The 15,692-nt window shown below is 68.8% G+C and carries 14 protein-coding genes; all 14 read right to left on the reverse strand.

Annotated elements, in window-relative coordinates; translation table 11 throughout:
- Positions 1 to 68: 68 nt before the first annotated feature.
- A complete protein-coding gene (accD, locus tag L0984_RS20990) occupies positions 69 to 941 on the reverse strand; it encodes an acetyl-CoA carboxylase, carboxyltransferase subunit beta (RefSeq protein WP_017761322.1) in 873 nt (290 codons plus the stop codon).
- Between the two features lie 108 nt (positions 942 to 1,049).
- A complete protein-coding gene (trpA, locus tag L0984_RS20995; protein WP_234196097.1) occupies positions 1,050 to 1,913 on the reverse strand; it encodes a tryptophan synthase subunit alpha in 864 nt (287 codons plus the stop codon).
- Positions 1,910 to 3,172 carry a tryptophan synthase subunit beta gene (gene trpB, locus L0984_RS21000; RefSeq protein ID WP_234196099.1) on the reverse strand — a complete coding sequence of 421 codons (1,263 nt, stop codon included), beginning with the start codon at positions 3,170 to 3,172 and terminating at the stop codon, positions 1,910 to 1,912. Before trpB ends, trpA begins: the two co-directional genes overlap by 4 nt.
- Before the next feature lie 124 nt (positions 3,173 to 3,296).
- Positions 3,297 to 3,989 (reverse strand): phosphoribosylanthranilate isomerase, encoded by a 693-nt coding sequence (locus L0984_RS21005; RefSeq protein ID WP_234196101.1) that lies wholly within the window; start codon positions 3,987 to 3,989, stop codon positions 3,297 to 3,299.
- A gap of 64 nt (positions 3,990 to 4,053) precedes the next feature.
- Positions 4,054 to 4,866: a tRNA pseudouridine(38-40) synthase TruA gene (gene truA / locus L0984_RS21010; protein ID WP_234196103.1), complete on the reverse strand. Its 813-nt coding sequence runs from the start codon at positions 4,864 to 4,866 to the stop codon at positions 4,054 to 4,056.
- 130 nt (positions 4,867 to 4,996) lie between these two features.
- Entirely contained in the window at positions 4,997 to 7,687 is a 2,691-nt protein-coding gene (locus tag L0984_RS21015) for a FimV/HubP family polar landmark protein (protein ID WP_234196104.1), read from the reverse strand.
- Between the two features lie 145 nt (positions 7,688 to 7,832).
- Entirely contained in the window at positions 7,833 to 8,963 is a 1,131-nt protein-coding gene (gene asd / locus L0984_RS21020) for an aspartate-semialdehyde dehydrogenase (RefSeq protein WP_234196106.1), read from the reverse strand.
- A 318-nt stretch (positions 8,964 to 9,281) separates the two neighbouring features.
- On the reverse strand, positions 9,282 to 10,352 hold the full coding sequence (gene leuB / locus L0984_RS21025; RefSeq protein ID WP_234196108.1) for a 3-isopropylmalate dehydrogenase: 1,071 nt from the start codon (positions 10,350 to 10,352) through the stop codon (positions 9,282 to 9,284).
- A 29-nt stretch (positions 10,353 to 10,381) separates the two neighbouring features.
- On the reverse strand, positions 10,382 to 11,032 hold the full coding sequence (gene leuD, locus L0984_RS21030; protein WP_076507931.1) for a 3-isopropylmalate dehydratase small subunit: 651 nt from the start codon (positions 11,030 to 11,032) through the stop codon (positions 10,382 to 10,384).
- 17 nt (positions 11,033 to 11,049) lie between these two features.
- Positions 11,050 to 12,471: a 3-isopropylmalate dehydratase large subunit gene (gene leuC, locus L0984_RS21035; protein WP_234196110.1), complete on the reverse strand. Its 1,422-nt coding sequence runs from the start codon at positions 12,469 to 12,471 to the stop codon at positions 11,050 to 11,052.
- Between the two features lie 47 nt (positions 12,472 to 12,518).
- Positions 12,519 to 13,490, reverse strand: coding sequence for a LysR family transcriptional regulator (locus L0984_RS21040; RefSeq protein ID WP_234196112.1), 972 nt, complete (start codon positions 13,488 to 13,490; stop codon positions 12,519 to 12,521).
- A 186-nt stretch (positions 13,491 to 13,676) separates the two neighbouring features.
- Positions 13,677 to 13,817 carry an entericidin A/B family lipoprotein gene (locus L0984_RS21045; RefSeq protein WP_114802580.1) on the reverse strand — a complete coding sequence of 47 codons (141 nt, stop codon included), beginning with the start codon at positions 13,815 to 13,817 and terminating at the stop codon, positions 13,677 to 13,679.
- 171 nt (positions 13,818 to 13,988) lie between these two features.
- Complete coding sequence (locus L0984_RS21050) at positions 13,989 to 15,299, reverse strand: citrate synthase (RefSeq protein ID WP_234196114.1); 1,311 nt, start codon at positions 15,297 to 15,299, stop codon at positions 13,989 to 13,991.
- Between the two features lie 64 nt (positions 15,300 to 15,363).
- Positions 15,364 to 15,675, reverse strand: coding sequence for an FAD assembly factor SdhE (locus L0984_RS21055; protein WP_234196116.1), 312 nt, complete (start codon positions 15,673 to 15,675; stop codon positions 15,364 to 15,366).
- Between the last annotated feature and the right edge of the window lie 17 nt (positions 15,676 to 15,692).

Here is a 15,692-nt window from a genome sequence, read left to right on the forward strand (position 1 = left end):
TCATGTTCGTGGCGATTGTCGCAATCGCACCACGGCCCGGCCACTGTGGGCCGGGCGCCCAAGGGTGATCAGCCGACCGCGTCGGCCGGCTGGCGCGTGAGCATGGCCAGCACGCTGGCGATGGTCTTGCGCAGTTCGCGGCGATCGCTGATGAAGTCGACCGCGCCCTTTTCCTGCAGGAACTCGGCGCGCTGAAAGCCGGCCGGCAACTTCACCCGCACGGTGGACTCGATCACGCGCGGGCCGGCGAAGCCGATCAGCGCCTTGGGCTCGGCGATCACCACGTCGCCCACGAAGGCGAAGCCGGCCGAGACGCCGCCCATGGTCGGGTCGGTCAGCACGCTGATGTACGGCAGGCCCTTCTTGGCCAGGCGGGTGAGGGCCGCGTTGGTCTTGGCCATCTGCATCAGCGACAGCAGGCCTTCCTGCATGCGGGCGCCGCCGGTGGCGGTGAAGCAGATGAAGGGCACCTTCTGCTCGATGGCGGTCTCGACGCCGCGCACGAAGCGCTCGCCGACCACCGAGCCCATGGAGCCGCCCATGAACTCGAACTCGAAGCAGGCGGCGACCACGCCGATGTTGAGCACCGAGCCGCCCATCACCACCAGGGCGTCGGTCTCGCCGGTGGACTCCAGCGCTTCCTTCAGGCGCTCGGGGTACTTGCGGCTGTCCTTGAACTTGAGGGCATCGACCGGCAGCACTTCCTGGCCCAGCTCGTAGCGGCCTTCGGCATCGAGGAAGGCGTCGAGCCGCGCACGGGCGCCGATGCGGTGGTGGTGGCTGCAGCTGGGGCAGACGTTCTGGTTCTGCTCCAGGTCGGTCTTGTAGAGCACCGTCTCGCAGCTCGGGCACTTGATCCACAGGCCCTCGGGCATCTGGCGCCGGGCACCGGGGTCGGTGGGCGCGATCTTGGGGGGGAGGAGTTTTTCGAGCCAGCTCATGGTGTGCGTCCGAGTTCTGTGCAAGGAGGCGGACGGGGCGGCCAGGCCGCCTGTCCGCGGCGCCTGCCGGGCGCGGTGGCCGGGCAGGGCGGGGAACGAGGGGACGGATTATCCCGCTTTCGGCCCGGGGGCCGGCAGCGCATCCAGCGCGGCACGGATGCCGCGCAGGAAATCGCCCGCCGCCGCCAGTGCCGCTTCGCGCGGCTGGCCTTCCAGCAGCTGGATGATCCGCGTGCCGATCACCACCGCGTCGGCCGTGCGGCCCACGGCCTGCGCCGTCTGCGCGTCGCGGATGCCGAAGCCCACGCCTACCGGCACGGTCACGTGCTCGCGGATGCGCGGCAGCATCTGCTCGACGGCACCGGTGTCCAGGTGGCCGGCACCGGTCACGCCCTTGAGCGAGACGTAGTAGACATAGCCGCTGGCCACGCGCGCCACCTGCGCCATGCGGGCGTCGGTGCTGGTGGGGGCCAGCAGGAAGATCAGGTCCAGCCCGTGCGCGCGCAGGTCGGCGGCGAAGGCCTCGCATTCCTCCGGCGGGTAATCGACGATCAGCACGCCGTCCACGCCCGCCGCCGCTGCGTCGCGCACGAAGGCGCCGACGCCATGCCTGAGGTCGTAGCGCTCCACCGGGTTGGCATAGCCCATCAGCACCACGGGGGTCGCGGTGTCCTTGCGGCGGAACTCGGCCACCATGGCCAGCACCTGCGCCATGCCGACGCCCATCGCCAGTGCGGCCTCGCCGGCCTTCTGGATCACGGGGCCGTCGGCCATGGGGTCGGAGAAGGGCACGCCCAACTCGATCACGTCGGCGCCGGCGGCGACCATGGCGTGCATCAGTGCAGGCGTGATGTCGGCTTGCGGGAAGCCGGCGGTCACGTAAGGGATCAGCGCCTTGCGGCCCTCGTCCGCCAGGCGCGCGAAGGTGGACGCGATGCGGCGGCTGTCCGGCTTGGTGTTCGCAGCGCTCATTGCTTGCCCCCCTTGACCGACAGGCCGCGCATGGAGGGGCGGTCGTAGAAATCGACGCCTGCCAGGTCGGCCACGGTGCCGATGTCCTTGTCGCCCCGGCCGGAGAGGTTGACCAGGATGGACCGGTCGGGCCGCATGGTCTTGGCGAGCTTCATGGCGTAGGCCACCGCGTGGCTCGATTCGAGCGCCGGGATGATGCCCTCGGTGCGGCACAGGTGGTGGAAGGCGGCCAGCGCCTCGCCGTCGGTCACGCCCACGTATTCGGCGCGGCGGATGTCGGCCAGGTAGGCATGCTCGGGGCCCACGCCGGGGTAGTCCAGGCCGGCGCTGACGCTGTGCGTCTCGGTGATCTGGCCGTCCTCGTTCTGCAGGATGTAGGTGCGGTTGCCGTGCAGCACGCCCGGGCTGCCGCGCTGGATCGAGGCCGAATGCTTGCCGCTGTCCAGGCCCTCGCCAGCGGCTTCCACGCCCACCAGCTTCACCTGCTCGTAGGGGATGTAGGGATGGAAGATGCCCATGGCATTGCTGCCGCCGCCCACGCAGGCCACCACCACGTCGGGCTGGCTGCCTTCGCCGGGCAGCATCGACGGCATCTGCTCGATGCATTCCTTGCCGATCACCGTCTGGAAGTCGCGCACCATGGCCGGGTACGGGTGCGGGCCGGCCACCGTGCCGATGATGTAGAAGGTGTTCTCCACATTCGTCACCCAGTCGCGCATGGCTTCGTTGAGCGCGTCCTTGAGCGTGCGGCTGCCGGATTCGACCGGCACCACGGTGGCGCCCAGCAGGTTCATGCGGTAGACGTTGGGGCTCTGGCGCTTGACGTCCTCGCTGCCCATGTAGACCACGCATTCCAGCCCGTAGCGGGCGCAGATGGTGGCCGTGGCCACGCCGTGCTGGCCGGCGCCGGTCTCGGCAATGATGCGCGGCTTGCCCATGCGGCGCGCCAGCATGGCCTGGCCGATCACGTTGTTGATCTTGTGGGCGCCGGTGTGGTTGAGGTCCTCGCGCTTGAGGTAGATCTGCGCGCCGCCCAGCTCACGGCTGGTACGGGCTGCGTGATAGATGGGCGAGGGCCGGCCGACGAAGTGCTTCAGCTCGTAGGCGAACTCGGCCAGGAACTCCGGGTCCTCGCGGTAGCGGTCGTAGGCCTCGCGCAGTTCGGCGATGGCATGGGTCAGCGTCTCGCTGACGAAGCTGCCGCCGTAGGGGCCGAAGTGGCCGGCGGCATCGGGCAGGGCATAGGTGGGTGTGTTCATGGCGATCGTGAAGATGGCGCCGGTGCGCGGGCGTGCACCGGCAGAACGATGAGGTCTTGTTGTTGGCACCGGCCAGGACGCGCAGTGTCCTGGTGGTGCAGCCGGTGGGCCCGAAGGCCCCGGCTCAGCGGGCGAGGAGCGCGTCGGCCGCGCGGACGGCGGCGACGAACTCGCGGATCTTGTCGCCGTCCTTGATGCCCTTGGCCGTCTCGACGCCCGAGCTCACATCAACCGACAGCGACCGGCAGCGCGGGCGCAGCAGCGCAATGCCATCGCCCACGTTTGCAGGTGCGAGCCCACCACTCAAGACGAGGTGAGCGTCGACGGCGGTTGGAAGGAGTGACCAATCGAAGACCTTGCCGGCACCGCCATAGCCGTCGACATGGGCGTCGAGCAGGATGGCGCTGGCCTGGGAATAGGAAGCCGCGTAGTTTAAGAGGTCGAAGCCGGCCCCTGCCGCGCCCAGGGGGATGCGGGCGGCGCGCAGCCAGCGGTGGCGGCCCTCGGCGGTGGACTGTCCGCACAGTTCAGGCGTCTCGTCGCCATGGAACTGGGCCATGGAACCCGGCACCGCCGCCAGCGCGGCCTGCACCTGGTCCGGCGCTTCATTGACGAAGAGCAGCACCGGCACCACGAAAGGCGGCAGCCGGCCGGCGAGTTCGGCGGCGCGCTCCACGGTCACGGCCCGCGGGCTTTTGGCGTAGAGCACGAAGCCCACCGCATCGGCGCCCGCGTCAACGGCCGCGTCCACGTCCTGCTCGCGCGTGAGACCGCAGATCTTGATGCGGGTGCGGAAGGTGGCGGACGAAGGGGTCATGGCGTGTGCGGACAGAGGAACAGGGTGCGTGACGGGGCGAGAGGCGGTGACTGCCCGACGATGTTCAGGGCAGGTCCTCGCAGGCACCAGGCTCCACGCCCATGGTGACCTCGGGCGGAAGCCCCCATGCGGCGTCGTAGAGGGGCCCGAGGAAATACAGCCCGTCGGCCGCGAAGGTGGGCGCCGCCGCCTGCCGGCTGCGCGCGTCGCGCACCTCGCGCAGCCAGTCGGGGGTGGCATGGCCCTGGCCCACGCGCACCAGGCAGCCCATGATGTTGCGGATCATGTGGTGCAGGAAGGCGTCGGCCTCGAAGTCGAAGTGCCAGCGGCAGCGCTCGGCCGCGCCGATGCGCGTGATGGCGATGCGACGCACCGTCTTGACCGGCGACCTGGCCTGGCAGGCCGAGGCGCGGAAGGAACTGAAGTCGTGCTCGCCCAGCAGGTGTTCGGCGGCGGCGCGCATGGACTCGCCATCCAGTGCATGCATCGACCAGCCCACCTTGCCCGTGTCCAGGCTGGGCCGCACCGGCGACTGGGACAGCACATAGCGGTAGCGCCGTCCCCGCGCCGCGGCGCGGCAGTGGAAGCTGTCGGGCACCGGCTGCGCCCACTGCACGGCGATGTCCTCCGGCAGAAAGCGGTTGGGCCCGCGCACCCAGGAGAAGGGCACGCGCTCGACGTCGGTGTCGAAGTGCACCACCTGCATCCAGCCATGCACGCCCGCGTCGGTGCGGCCGGCGCACAGCGTGCCGATGCGCTGCTGCGCAAAGCGTTCGAGCGCCCGTTCGAGCTGGTCCTGCACCGTGCGGCCGGAAGGCTGGCTTTGCCAGCCGTCGTAGGCGCGGCCGTTGTAGCGGACGCCGAGCGCGAGCCTCATGCGCGCGACGCGCCTGCAGCGGGCAGGCAGGCGAGGAAGATCGGAGGGCAGGACGGCAGCGCGGGCATGGCAGAAAAAAGAGGGCCGGGCCGGCCCCCCTGGCTGGGTGGCACGGCGCGGCCCTGGAGTATCAGCGCAGTTCGGCCAGCAGGCGGCGTGCGTCGTCCTGCAGGGCGCCGTCGCTTTCGGCGATCAACTCCTCCAGCAGCATGCGGGCGCCTTCCGGATCGCCCAGCGCGTGCAACTCGCGCGCGAGCGACAGCTTGACGGCGTCGGCGCTTTCCCCGGGGCCAGGGTCGATGCCCGTGGGAATGTGCAGCGGCAGGTCCATGGGCTGTGTGTCGGCCGTGTTGAGCGCGGCATGGAAGTCGCGGCTGAAGATGTCCGAGCCTTCCATGGAGAGCGGCGCATGCAGCGTGGCAGGCTGGGTGCGCACCTCGTCGCCGACATGGCGGAACCCTGCCATCGGCTCCAGTTCGGCTGGGGCGGTGTCGAAGTCGTTGCCCAGATCGCCGACCGGGGCCGAACGCAGGGGCGCCGGAATGGTGGGCTCGTCCGCCGCGCCGCGAAGTCCCGAGGACGGCCCGCCGGGAGCCGGGCGCGGGTCATCGGCCAGCGCCGACGGGAACAGCGACGAGACCGATGGCGTCGTGGGCGCCGGGGCGGCCGCCGGCGTGCGTGCGGGCGGCAGGTCCAGATCCAGGTCGAAATCTAGGGGCGCCACCGACGGCACGAACGCCTGGGGCTTCGGCTCCTCCTTGGGGGCGGCGGACATGGCGCCGGCCGCGCTGGCGGAGGCGGCGATGCCGGCGGCGCCCATGGCAGGCGCCAGGCCGGCAGGCAGGGCTGCTGCCGGGGCGTCGGCCGCATGGGCGCCCTGGTAGAGCGCGTTGGACGGGTCGAGGCTGCGGCCCAATTCCTGCGCGCGATGCCAGTCGGACCCTTTGCCGCCCGTCTGCGCCTGCAACTCGAGCGCCAGTTGCTCGAAAGCGCGGGCGTCGCGGCGGCGGGCGTAGATCTCCAGCAGCTTGAGCTGGATGCCGGTGCGTTCCGGCGACGTGCGCAGCGCTTCCTTGAGGATCTCCTCGGCCTGGAGGTCGCGGCCGTAGGCGAGGTACACGTCGGCCTCCGCCACCGGGTCCACATCGCCTGCATCGAGCTGGCTGGGCGAATAGTTGAGCGAGGAGGCGCCGCTGTGGTCCTCCTTGGTGTCGACCGTCGCGCCGCCGGAGCCGCCGAAGTAGGAGTCCTTCTGCAGGCTTTCGGGGAAGAGGCTCTCTGCCGCGTCCTTCTTCTGCTGCTGGCGCCGGCGAGCCAGCAGGGCGAGCAGCAACAACAGCACGACGATGCCGCCACCCGCCAGAATCAGCGGATTGGCCAGCAGCGACTCCAGCAGGCCTTGTTCTTCCTGCGTGGCGGAGGGGGCAGGCGGGACCGGTGCGGGAGATGCCGCTGCGGAGGCCGGTGCCGCGGGCACCGCCACGGCGGCCCCGCCGGACGCGGCAGCTTGCGGCGCCGGCACCGTGGCTGCGGGCGTCGACGAGGCGGCCCCTGTGGTGGAAGGCGCCGTCACGCCTGGTGTGCCCGTACCGCCCGCCGTTCCCTCGGAGGGCGCCGCGGTCTGAGCGGCGGAAGGCCCGGCAGGTGCGGACTGTGCGGGCGCCGCCGTGCCTGCGGACGCGCCGCTCGATGCGCCTTGCAGCCGGTTGAGCTCCTCGATGTTGCGGGAGAGTTCGGCGACCCGGCTGCTGGCTTCCTTTGCTTGGCGCTGCTGTGCCAGGCGCTCCTCGGCCGAGGCTTGGCCCGGCGCCGCGCCCCGCGAGATGGTCAGCCGGTCTGCGGATGCGCCCGCGGCCGATCGGTCCTGCACGCGCGCCTGGAGGCCGCCCGACGCCTGCCGGTCCGCCCCCTCCACGTTCATCGAGGGCGCGTTGGTGGCCAGGCGCTGCCGGTAGCTGTTGAAGTCGCGGCTCTGGGCCACGATGGTGCGGCGGGCTTCCTCCGGCGGTGTGGCCCGGGCCGCGTCGGCCGAAGGCATCTGCAGCACGGCGCCGGCGCGCAGCCGGTTGACGTTGCCGTTCATGAAGGCGCTGGGGTTGGCGCGCAGCATGGCCAGCAGCATCTGGTCGAGCGAGACATCGGCCGGCTTGGCGGCCGCGGCCAGGCGGCCGGCGGTGTCGCCCGCGCGCACGGTGATGGCGCTTGCAGCCCCTGGCGGGACCGCTGCCGGAGCGGGCGCTGCCGCGGCTTCCACCGGGGTGGCTGCCGGCCGCTCGGCTCTTGCGGCCCGGCGGATGGGTGCGGGCGTGATCGGGCGGTCGATGGCCACGCCGGACGATGGCGCGGGCGCCCGGCTCTGCGGCGGATCGATCAGTGCGGTGTAGTCCCGGACCAGTCGCCCGCTGGGCGAATTGGCTTCGATCAGGATGTCCACGAACGGGTCGTTCATCGGACGCACCCCTTCCAGGCGGACCACGTAGCCGCCGTCCGCGCGCCGCTGGAGCGTGGTGCGCACGCCCTGCAGCGTATCGGCGAACGTCAAGCCGGCGTTCTGGAAAGTCTGGGGTGCAGCCAGGCGGACCTGCAGGTTCGTCGCCTCGGCCTGGGTGACGTCGGTGACCTGGACTTCGGCCCGCAGGGGCTCGCCCAGCGCCGACAGCACATTCAGCGCGCCCAGCGTCAGCGCCTGCGACTGGCTGGACCACAGGCCGAACGCCGCCACCACGGCCCAGCCCAGTGGAGAAATGCGGAAACGGCGAACGGCCGCCGAAGCGGCCGTGTCGCGCCCGGCGGCCTGCGCAGGCGGCGAGAGTCTGGTCATGCTGTCGCGGGCCATGCCCGAAAAATGTAAGTAGACGTTAACACCCGCGCTGCCCGAAAACAAGGCGAAGGGCACCGCTCGGTTGGGGCGCCGGCCGTCTCATCCAGATCATGCGTTGCCCCGGGGCAACGCATGATGAGGAGTGTTAAGCGTCCAGCAGGATGCGCAGCATGCGGCGCAACGGTTCCGCCGCGCCCCAGAGCAGCTGGTCGCCGATGGTAAAGGCGCCCAGGTACTCGGGCCCCATGGCCATCTTGCGCAGCCGGCCGACCGGGATCGTCATGGTGCCGGTCACGGCCACGGGCGTCAGGTCCTTGAGGGTGGCTTCGCGCGTGTTGGGCACCACCTTCACCCAGGCGTTGTCGGCCGCGATCATGGCCTCGATGTCCGCCAGCGGCACATCCTTCTTGAGCTTGAAGGTCAGGGCCTGGCTGTGGCAGCGCATGGCGCCCACGCGCACGCAGAAGCCATCGACCGGCACGGCGGGGCTGCCGAAGCCTTCGCCCTGGCCGAGGATCTTGTTGGTCTCGGCCATGCCCTTCCATTCTTCCTTGGACATGCCGTCGCCCAGGTCCTTGTCGATCCAGGGGATCAGCGAACCGCCCAGGGGCACGCCGAAGTTGGCCGTCTCTTCGCCCGACAGGCTGCGCTGCCTGGCGATGACCTGGCGGTCGATCTCGAGGATGGCGCTCTTGGGGTCGTCCAGCAGGGCCTTCACTTCCGAGTAGAGCGTGCCGTACTGCGTGAGCAGCTCGCGCATGTGCTGCGCACCGCCACCCGATGCAGCCTGGTAGGTCTGCGTGCTCATCCACTCGACCAGGCCGGCCTTGTAGAGCGCGCCCACGCCCATCAGCATGCAGCTGACGGTGCAGTTGCCGCCGATCCAGTTACGGCCACCGTCGGACAGCGCGTTCTTGATGACCGGCATGTTGACCGGATCGAGCACGATGACGGCGTCGTCCTTCATGCGCAGGGTGGAGGCGGCGTCGATCCAGTGGCCGTTCCAGCCGGCGGCGCGCAGCTTGGGGAAGACTTCGGTGGTGTAGTCGCCGCCCTGGGCCGTGATGATGATCTCGCAGCGCTTGAGCTGCGCGATATCGAAGGCGTCCTGCAGCGTGGTCTCGTTCTTGGCCATGGCGGGCGCCTTGCCGCCGGCGTTCGAGGTGGAGAAGAACAGCGGCTCGATCAGGTCGAAATCCTTCTCGGCCACCATGCGGTCCATCAGGACCGAGCCGACCATGCCGCGCCAGCCGACCAAACCTACCAACTTGCTCATTTCAAAAGCCCTTTCAGAGTCATACAAAGAAGACCGCGGCGAAGGGGCTGGCCCGCCTGGCTCGTCCGGGGCCAGGGGGAAGGCACGCGCGACGAACCAGGCTGGGTCAGCCCTTAATGGTCGTCGTGGTTTTGGTGATGGATGCGCGCGCGGTGCTGGCCAGGGCGGCAGGCACGGTGTTCAGGGCGAACGGGCGGGCGACAAACATGGGGCGCGATTGTAGCGCGCATCGGTATCGTCCTACATGCAAAACGGCCCAACAGGGCCGTTTTGCAGCGGATGTCGCGTGCGCCCGACGGGCGCCGCGTTCACACCTTTTCAGGCCAGGGCCTTCAGCACGGCATCGCCCATCTCTCGCGTGCCGACCTTCGTCGTGCCTTCGCTCCAGATGTCGGGCGTGCGCAGGCCCTGCGCCAGCACGGCCTTGACGGCGGTCTCGATGCGCTGGGCGGCTTCTTCCTGGTTGAGGGAGAAGCGCAGCATCATCGCCGCGCTCAGGATGGTCGCCAGCGGATTGGCCACGCCCTTGCCGGCAATGTCGGGCGCGCTGCCGTGGCTGGGCTCGTACAGGCCCTGGTTGCTGTCGTTCAGGCTGGCTGAGGGCAGCATGCCGATGGAGCCGGTGAGCATCGAGGCTTCGTCCGAGAGGATGTCACCGAACATGTTGCCGGTCACGATCACGTCGAAGGCCTTGGGCTTCTTCACGAGCTGCATGGCCGCGTTGTCGACGTACATGTGCTCCAACTCGATGTCGGGGTAGTCCTTGTGCACCTCGGTGACCACGTCCTTCCAGAACTGGAAGGTCTCCAGCACGTTGGCCTTGTCCACGCTGGTCACGCGCCTGTTGCGCTTGCGCGCGGCCTCGAAGGCCACGCGAGCGATGCGCTCGATCTCCGGGCGCGAGTAGCGCATGGTGTCGAAGGCCTCGTCAGCGCCGGGGAAGTGGCCGTCGGTGGCGACGCGCTTGCCGCGTGGCTGTCCGAAGTAGATGTCGCCGGTCAGCTCGCGGATGATCAGGATGTCCAGGCCCGCGACCAGTTCGGGCTTGAGGCTGGAGGCATGCGTCAGCTGCTCGTAGCAGATGGCGGGGCGGAAGTTGGCGAACAGGCCCAGGTTCTTGCGCAGGCCCAGGATGGCCTGTTCGGGGCGCAGCGGGCGGTCCAGCTTGTCGTACTTCCAGTCGCCGACGGCCCCGAAGAGCACGGCATCGGCCTCCTTGGCCAGCTTGAGTGTGGCCTCGGGCAGCGGATGGCCGTGGGCCTCGTAGGCGGCGCCGCCGACCAGGGCGGTCTCCATCTCGAAGTTGAGGTCCAGCGCGTCCAGCACGCGCACGGCCTCCGCGACGATTTCGGTGCCGATGCCGTCGCCGGGCAGAACTGCGATTTTCATAAGTGGTGTTTCGGTAAGAGAGAAATGGGTCAGGCGATCATCTGGTGGGCAAGCCACGGCTTGGCGGCGAGCCGCTCGGCCTCGAAGGCCTTGATCTTGTCCTTGTGGCGCAGTGTCAGACCGATGTCGTCCAGGCCGTTCATCAGGCAGTAGCGGCGGAAGGGCTGGACCTCGAACGGCAGCTCTTCGCCATCGGGCTTGACGACCACCTGGCGGTCCAGGTCCACGGTCAGTTCATAGCCCGGGAAGGCGAACACCTCGTCGAACAGCTTGGCCACGGTGGCCTCGGGCAGCACCAGGGGCAGCAGGCCGTTCTTGAAGCTGTTGTTGAAGAAGATGTCGGCAAAGCTGGGCGCGATGATGGCGCGGAAGCCGTACTGGTCCAGCGCCCAGGGCGCGTGCTCGCGGCTTGAGCCGCAGCCGAAGTTCTTGCGTGCCAGCAGCACCGAGGCGCCCTGGTAGCGCGGCTGGTTCAGCACGAAGTCGGGGTTGGGCTTGCGGCTGGCCGGGTCCATGCCGGGCTCGCCATGGTCCAGGTAGCGCCACTCGTCGAACAGGTTGGGGCCGAAGCCGGTGCGCTTGATCGACTTGAGGAACTGCTTCGGGATGATGGCGTCGGTGTCGACGTTCTCGCGGTCCATCGGGGCGACGAGGCCCTTGTGCACGGTGAATTTCTGCATGGTGTCTGCTCCCTGGCTCAGGCGATGGTGCGGATGTCGACGAAGTGGCCGCGGATGGCGGCGGCGGCGGCCATGGCCGGGCTCACCAGGTGGGTGCGTCCGCCCGCGCCCTGGCGGCCTTCGAAGTTGCGGTTGCTGGTGGAGGCGCAGCGCTCGCCTGGCTCCAGCCGGTCGGCGTTCATGGCCAGGCACATCGAGCAGCCGGGCTCGCGCCACTCGAAGCCGGCCGCCTTGAAGACCTCGTGCAGGCCCTCGCGCTCGGCCTGTTCCTTCACGAGGCCCGAGCCCGGCACCACCATCGCCACCTTGATGTTCTTGGCCACCTTCTGGCCCAGCTTCCTGACCACCGTGGCGGCCTCGCGCATGTCCTCGATGCGGCTGTTGGTGCAACTGCCGATGAACACCTTGTCGACGAAGATGTCGTTCATCGCCTTGTTGGGCTCCAGGCCCATGTAGGCCAGGGCGCGCTCGATGGCGCCGCGCTTGTTGGCGTCCTTTTCCTTGTCGGGGTCGGGCACGCGGCCGTCGATGGGCAGCACCATCTCGGGAGAGGTGCCCCAGGTGACCTGCGGCTTGATCTCGGCGGCATTGAGTTCGACCACGGTGTCGAACTTGGCGTCCGGGTCCGAATGCAGCGTCTTCCAGTAGGCGACGGCCTGGTCCCATTCCACGCCGGTGGGCGCCAGCGGGCGGTTCTTCACGTAGTCGATGGTCTTCTGGTCGACGGCCACCAGGCCGGCGCGTGCACCGCCTTCGATGGCCATGTTGCAGACCGTCATGCGGCCTTCCATCGACAGGTCGCGGATGGCGGAGCCGGCGAATTCGATGGTGTAGCCGGTGCCGCCGGCGGTGCCGATCCTGCCGATGATGGCCAGCACGATGTCCTTGGCCGTGCAGCCCAGGGGCAGCTTGCCCTCGACCTTGACCAGCATGTTCTTGGCCTTCTTCGCCAGCAGGGTCTGCGTGGCCATCACATGCTCGACCTCACTGGTGCCGATGCCGTGGGCCAGCGCGCCGAAGGCGCCGTGGGTGGAGGTGTGGCTGTCGCCGCAGACCACCGTCATGCCCGGCAGCGTGGCGCCGTTCTCGGGGCCGATCACGTGCACGATGCCCTGGCGCTTGGACAGGAAGGGGAAGAAGGCGGCGGCGCCGAATTCCTCGATGTTGGTGTTCAGCGTGGTGACCTGTTCCTTGCTGATCGGATCGGCGATGCCGTCGTAGCCGCGCTCCCAGCCGGTGGTGGGCGTGTTGTGGTCGGCGGTGGCCACCACCGAGCTGACGCGCCACAGCTTGCGGCCGGCCTGGCGCAGTCCTTCGAAGGCCTGCGGGCTGGTCACTTCGTGCACCAGATGGCGGTCGATGTAGAGGACGGCGGTGCCGTCTTCCTCGGTGTGGACGACGTGCTCGTCCCAGATCTTGTCGTAGAGCGTGCGGGCCATGGGGTCTCGTCTTTGGTGGGAAATCGTGGGGGAAGAAGTCGTGCGGCTCAGGCGGTGGCTGCGCCGGCAGGCGCCTCCACGGCCTCGGGCGGCTGCAGGTGCTGCACCAGCGTGCGCGCCGCCACCGGCAGGGTGGAGAAGTCGCGGGCCACCAGGCGGATCTCGCGGCGCGCCCAGTCGTCGCTGAGGTCCACTGCGGCCAGGCGGCGGCCGATGCCGGCCTGCATGAGTTCGAAGGCGCGGCGCGGCATCACGCCCACGCCCAGGCCGTTGTCGATCATGCGGCACATGGCGTCCAGCCCGGTGACGTGGATGCGCAGCCGCACGCTGCGGCCTTCGGCGGTGGCGGCCTGGTACATCGCACGGTAGATGGAGCTGTGGGTGTGAAGGCCCACGTGGTCCTCGTCCAGCGTCTGGGCGAAGGCGACGGACGGCTGCGAGGCGAGCGGATGCTGCTGCGGCAGCACGAGCGCCAATTGGTCGCGGCGGTAGGGCAGCGTCTGCAACTCGCCGGCATCACCCTCGGGCACATGGCAGATGCCCAGGTCGGCCGCGCCGGCCTGCACCGCGCGCACTACCTCGTGGCTGAGGTGCTCTTCCAGGTCGATCTTGATGCCTTCGTGAAGCCGGGCGAAGGCGCCCAGATCCTCGGGCAGGTACTGCACGATGGCGGAGATGTTGGCATGCACCCGCACATGGCCGCGCACGCCCTCGGCGTACTCGGAGAGCTCGCCCTGCATCTTCTCCAGGCTGTAGAGCATGGCGCGGGCGTGGTGCAGAAGGCTCTCGCCCGCGGGCGTCAGGTCCACCCCCCGGGCATGGCGGTAGAGCAGGCTGATGCCGAGCGTGGATTCGAGGTCGGACAGTCGTTTGCTGATGGCCGATGCCGCGATGAACTCGCGCTCGGCCGCGCGGCCGATGCTGCCCAGTTCGCACACGGCCACGAACAGCTGCAGCGACGTCAGGTCGATGCGGCGCGCAAAGCTGCGTTCGAGGGTGAGTGGGGCAGGCGAGGTCATCACGATCCACGAGGGGAGGCGTGATTTTCCTATGGTTTGCTCATGTCAGTCATCGCGGATGGCGATGGGGCGGCTGGCAGCGCGAGAACACGTTGTGCGCCGTCGCGCCATGACGGTCGCGGCGTGCCAAGAAAAACGGCCCACGAGGGGCCGTCCGGTGGTGTGAAGCGGCGATGCCGCCCACGGTCACTGGCGCTTCTTCGCAGAATCTTCGATCTTTTCGCCCGCCTTCTGGACGTCCTGGCCCGCACCCTTGAAGGTGTTGCAACCGGCCAGCGGCACGGAGACGGCGAAAGTGATGGCGAGCAGGGCGGCGAGTTTCTTCATGGGACGTTTCCTTCCTCTTCGTGGACGATGTGGATGTCGGAGGTCACCCTCCGCAGCGCAATTTGACGACCGGAAAGTCAGGCGGATGTCAGCCAAGACGCAAAAAGGCCGCCCGAAGGCGGCCTATGCATTGCAGGCGGGCGCCTCGCGGCACCTGCATGCGGGCGGCGTTCAGCGCTGGGCGATCGGCTTGACGTCGCGCTTGTCGGCGCCGGTGAACAGCTGACGCGGACGGCCGATCTTGTACTCGGGGTCGCTGATCATCTCGTTGAGCTGAGCGATCCAGCCCACGGTGCGGGCCAGCGCGAAGATGCCGGTGAACAGGTTGACCGGGATGCCGATGGCGCGCTGCACGATGCCGGAGTAGAAGTCGACGTTCGGGTAGAGCTTGCGCTGCACGAAGTAGTCGTCTTCCAGCGCGATCTTTTCCAGCTGCTTGGCCAGGGCGAACAGCGGGTCCTTTTCCAGGCCCAGCTCGGACAGGACCTCGTTGCAGGTTTCCTGCATCAGCTTGGCGCGCGGGTCGTAGTTCTTGTACACGCGGTGGCCGAAGCCCATCAGCTTGACGCCGGAGTTCTTGTCCTTGACCTTCTCCATGAACTCGCCGACCTTGGAGACACCGCCATTGCGCTGGATGTCTTCCAGCATGTTCAGGCAGGCCTCGTTGGCACCGCCGTGGGCAGGGCCCCACAGGCAGGCCACGCCGGCCGCGATGGCGGCGAAGGGGTTGGTGCCCGAGCTGCCGCACAGGCGCACGGTGGAGGTCGACGCGTTCTGCTCGTGGTCCGCGTGCAGGATGAAGATGCGGTCGATGGCGCGCTCGATGACCGGGTTGACCTTGTACTCTTCGCACGGCGTACCAAACATCATGCGCAGGAAGTTGCCCGAGTAGCTCAGGTCGTTCTTCGGATACATGTACGGCTGGCCGGTGCCGTACTTGTAGGCCATGGCGACCAGCGTGGGCATCTTGGCGATCAGGCGGATGGCCGCGATCTCGCGATGCTCGGGGTTATTGATGTCGGTGCTGTCGTGATAGAAGGCCGACAGGGCGCCCACCAGGCCGGTCAGCACGGCCATCGGGTGCGCGTCGCGGCGGAAGCCACGCAGGAAGAACTGCATCTGCTCGTTCACCATCGTGTGGCGCGTCACCGTGTCGGTGAACTCGGCCTTCTGCGACTCGTTGGGCAGTTCACCGTTGAGCAGCAGGTAGCAGGTTTCCAGGAAGTCGCAGTTCACGGCGAGCTGCTCGATGGGGTAGCCGCGGTACAGCAGCTCGCCCTTGTCGCCGTCGATGTACGTGATGGCCGACTGGCACGACGCCGTGGACAGGAAGCCCGGGTCGTAGGTGAACATGCCCGTCTGCGCGTACAGCTTGCGGATGTCGATGACGTCCGGACCGACCGTGCCCTTGTAGATCGGCAGATCGATGGCTTGGCCGCCATTGCTGAACGCGAGCGTGGCCTTGATGTCGGAGGCTTTCATGTCGACTTTCTCTTGAGAAGGTGGAGGAAATGGGAGAGGGTGGCGAAGGATCGGATGGAGCGGCTCAGGCCGCGAGCCGGTCGCCCGGGGGGCGCATCAGCTCCAGCACCGCCGCCACCTCGGCCCCGGCCCATGCGGGCTCGGGCTCCTTTCGGCGCAGCAGAAGGTCGAGCAGGTCGTTGTCCGCCAGGTCCATCAGGGTTTCGATCGCCTGGGCCTGCGCCCGGGTCAGGCCAGCGCCATGCCGCTCGAAGAAGCGGGTGATGAAGATGTCGTTCTCCAGCAACCCGCGTCGGCAACGCCACTGCAGCCGGGCCAGGGCGCGCTCGTCGAGTCGTTCGTCGGATGCGCCCGGGGCTGGCTGCACTTGCGGCATGGCGTGTCGTCTCCGTT

Source organism: Pseudacidovorax sp. NFM-22 (assembly GCF_021401245.1).
Lineage (GTDB): Bacteria > Pseudomonadota > Gammaproteobacteria > Burkholderiales > Burkholderiaceae_C > Xenophilus.

What these genes read in the sequence shown, in the direction of transcription:
- L0984_RS21045 (WP_114802580.1), bottom strand. Translation starts at nt 13,817, where the DNA reads ATGAAGAAACTCGCCGCCCTGCTCGCCATCACTTTCGCCGTCTCCGTG.
- leuB (WP_234196108.1), bottom strand. Translation starts at nt 10,352, where the DNA reads ATGAAAATCGCAGTTCTGCCCGGCGACGGCATCGGCACCGAAATCGTC.
- L0984_RS21050 (WP_234196114.1), bottom strand. Translation starts at nt 15,299, where the DNA reads ATGAAAGCCTCCGACATCAAGGCCACGCTCGCGTTCAGCAATGGCGGC.
- L0984_RS21005 (WP_234196101.1), bottom strand. Translation starts at nt 3,989, where the DNA reads ATGACCCCTTCGTCCGCCACCTTCCGCACCCGCATCAAGATCTGCGGT.
- asd (WP_234196106.1), bottom strand. Translation starts at nt 8,963, where the DNA reads ATGAGCAAGTTGGTAGGTTTGGTCGGCTGGCGCGGCATGGTCGGCTCG.
- leuD (WP_076507931.1), bottom strand. Translation starts at nt 11,032, where the DNA reads ATGCAGAAATTCACCGTGCACAAGGGCCTCGTCGCCCCGATGGACCGC.
- trpB (WP_234196099.1), bottom strand. Translation starts at nt 3,172, where the DNA reads ATGAACACACCCACCTATGCCCTGCCCGATGCCGCCGGCCACTTCGGC.
- leuC (WP_234196110.1), bottom strand. Translation starts at nt 12,471, where the DNA reads ATGGCCCGCACGCTCTACGACAAGATCTGGGACGAGCACGTCGTCCAC.
- L0984_RS21055 (WP_234196116.1), bottom strand. Translation starts at nt 15,675, where the DNA reads ATGCCGCAAGTGCAGCCAGCCCCGGGCGCATCCGACGAACGACTCGAC.
- truA (WP_234196103.1), bottom strand. Translation starts at nt 4,866, where the DNA reads ATGAGGCTCGCGCTCGGCGTCCGCTACAACGGCCGCGCCTACGACGGC.
- accD (WP_017761322.1), bottom strand. Translation starts at nt 941, where the DNA reads ATGAGCTGGCTCGAAAAACTCCTCCCCCCCAAGATCGCGCCCACCGAC.
- L0984_RS21015 (WP_234196104.1), bottom strand. Translation starts at nt 7,687, where the DNA reads ATGACCAGACTCTCGCCGCCTGCGCAGGCCGCCGGGCGCGACACGGCC.
- trpA (WP_234196097.1), bottom strand. Translation starts at nt 1,913, where the DNA reads ATGAGCGCTGCGAACACCAAGCCGGACAGCCGCCGCATCGCGTCCACC.
- L0984_RS21040 (WP_234196112.1), bottom strand. Translation starts at nt 13,490, where the DNA reads ATGACCTCGCCTGCCCCACTCACCCTCGAACGCAGCTTTGCGCGCCGC.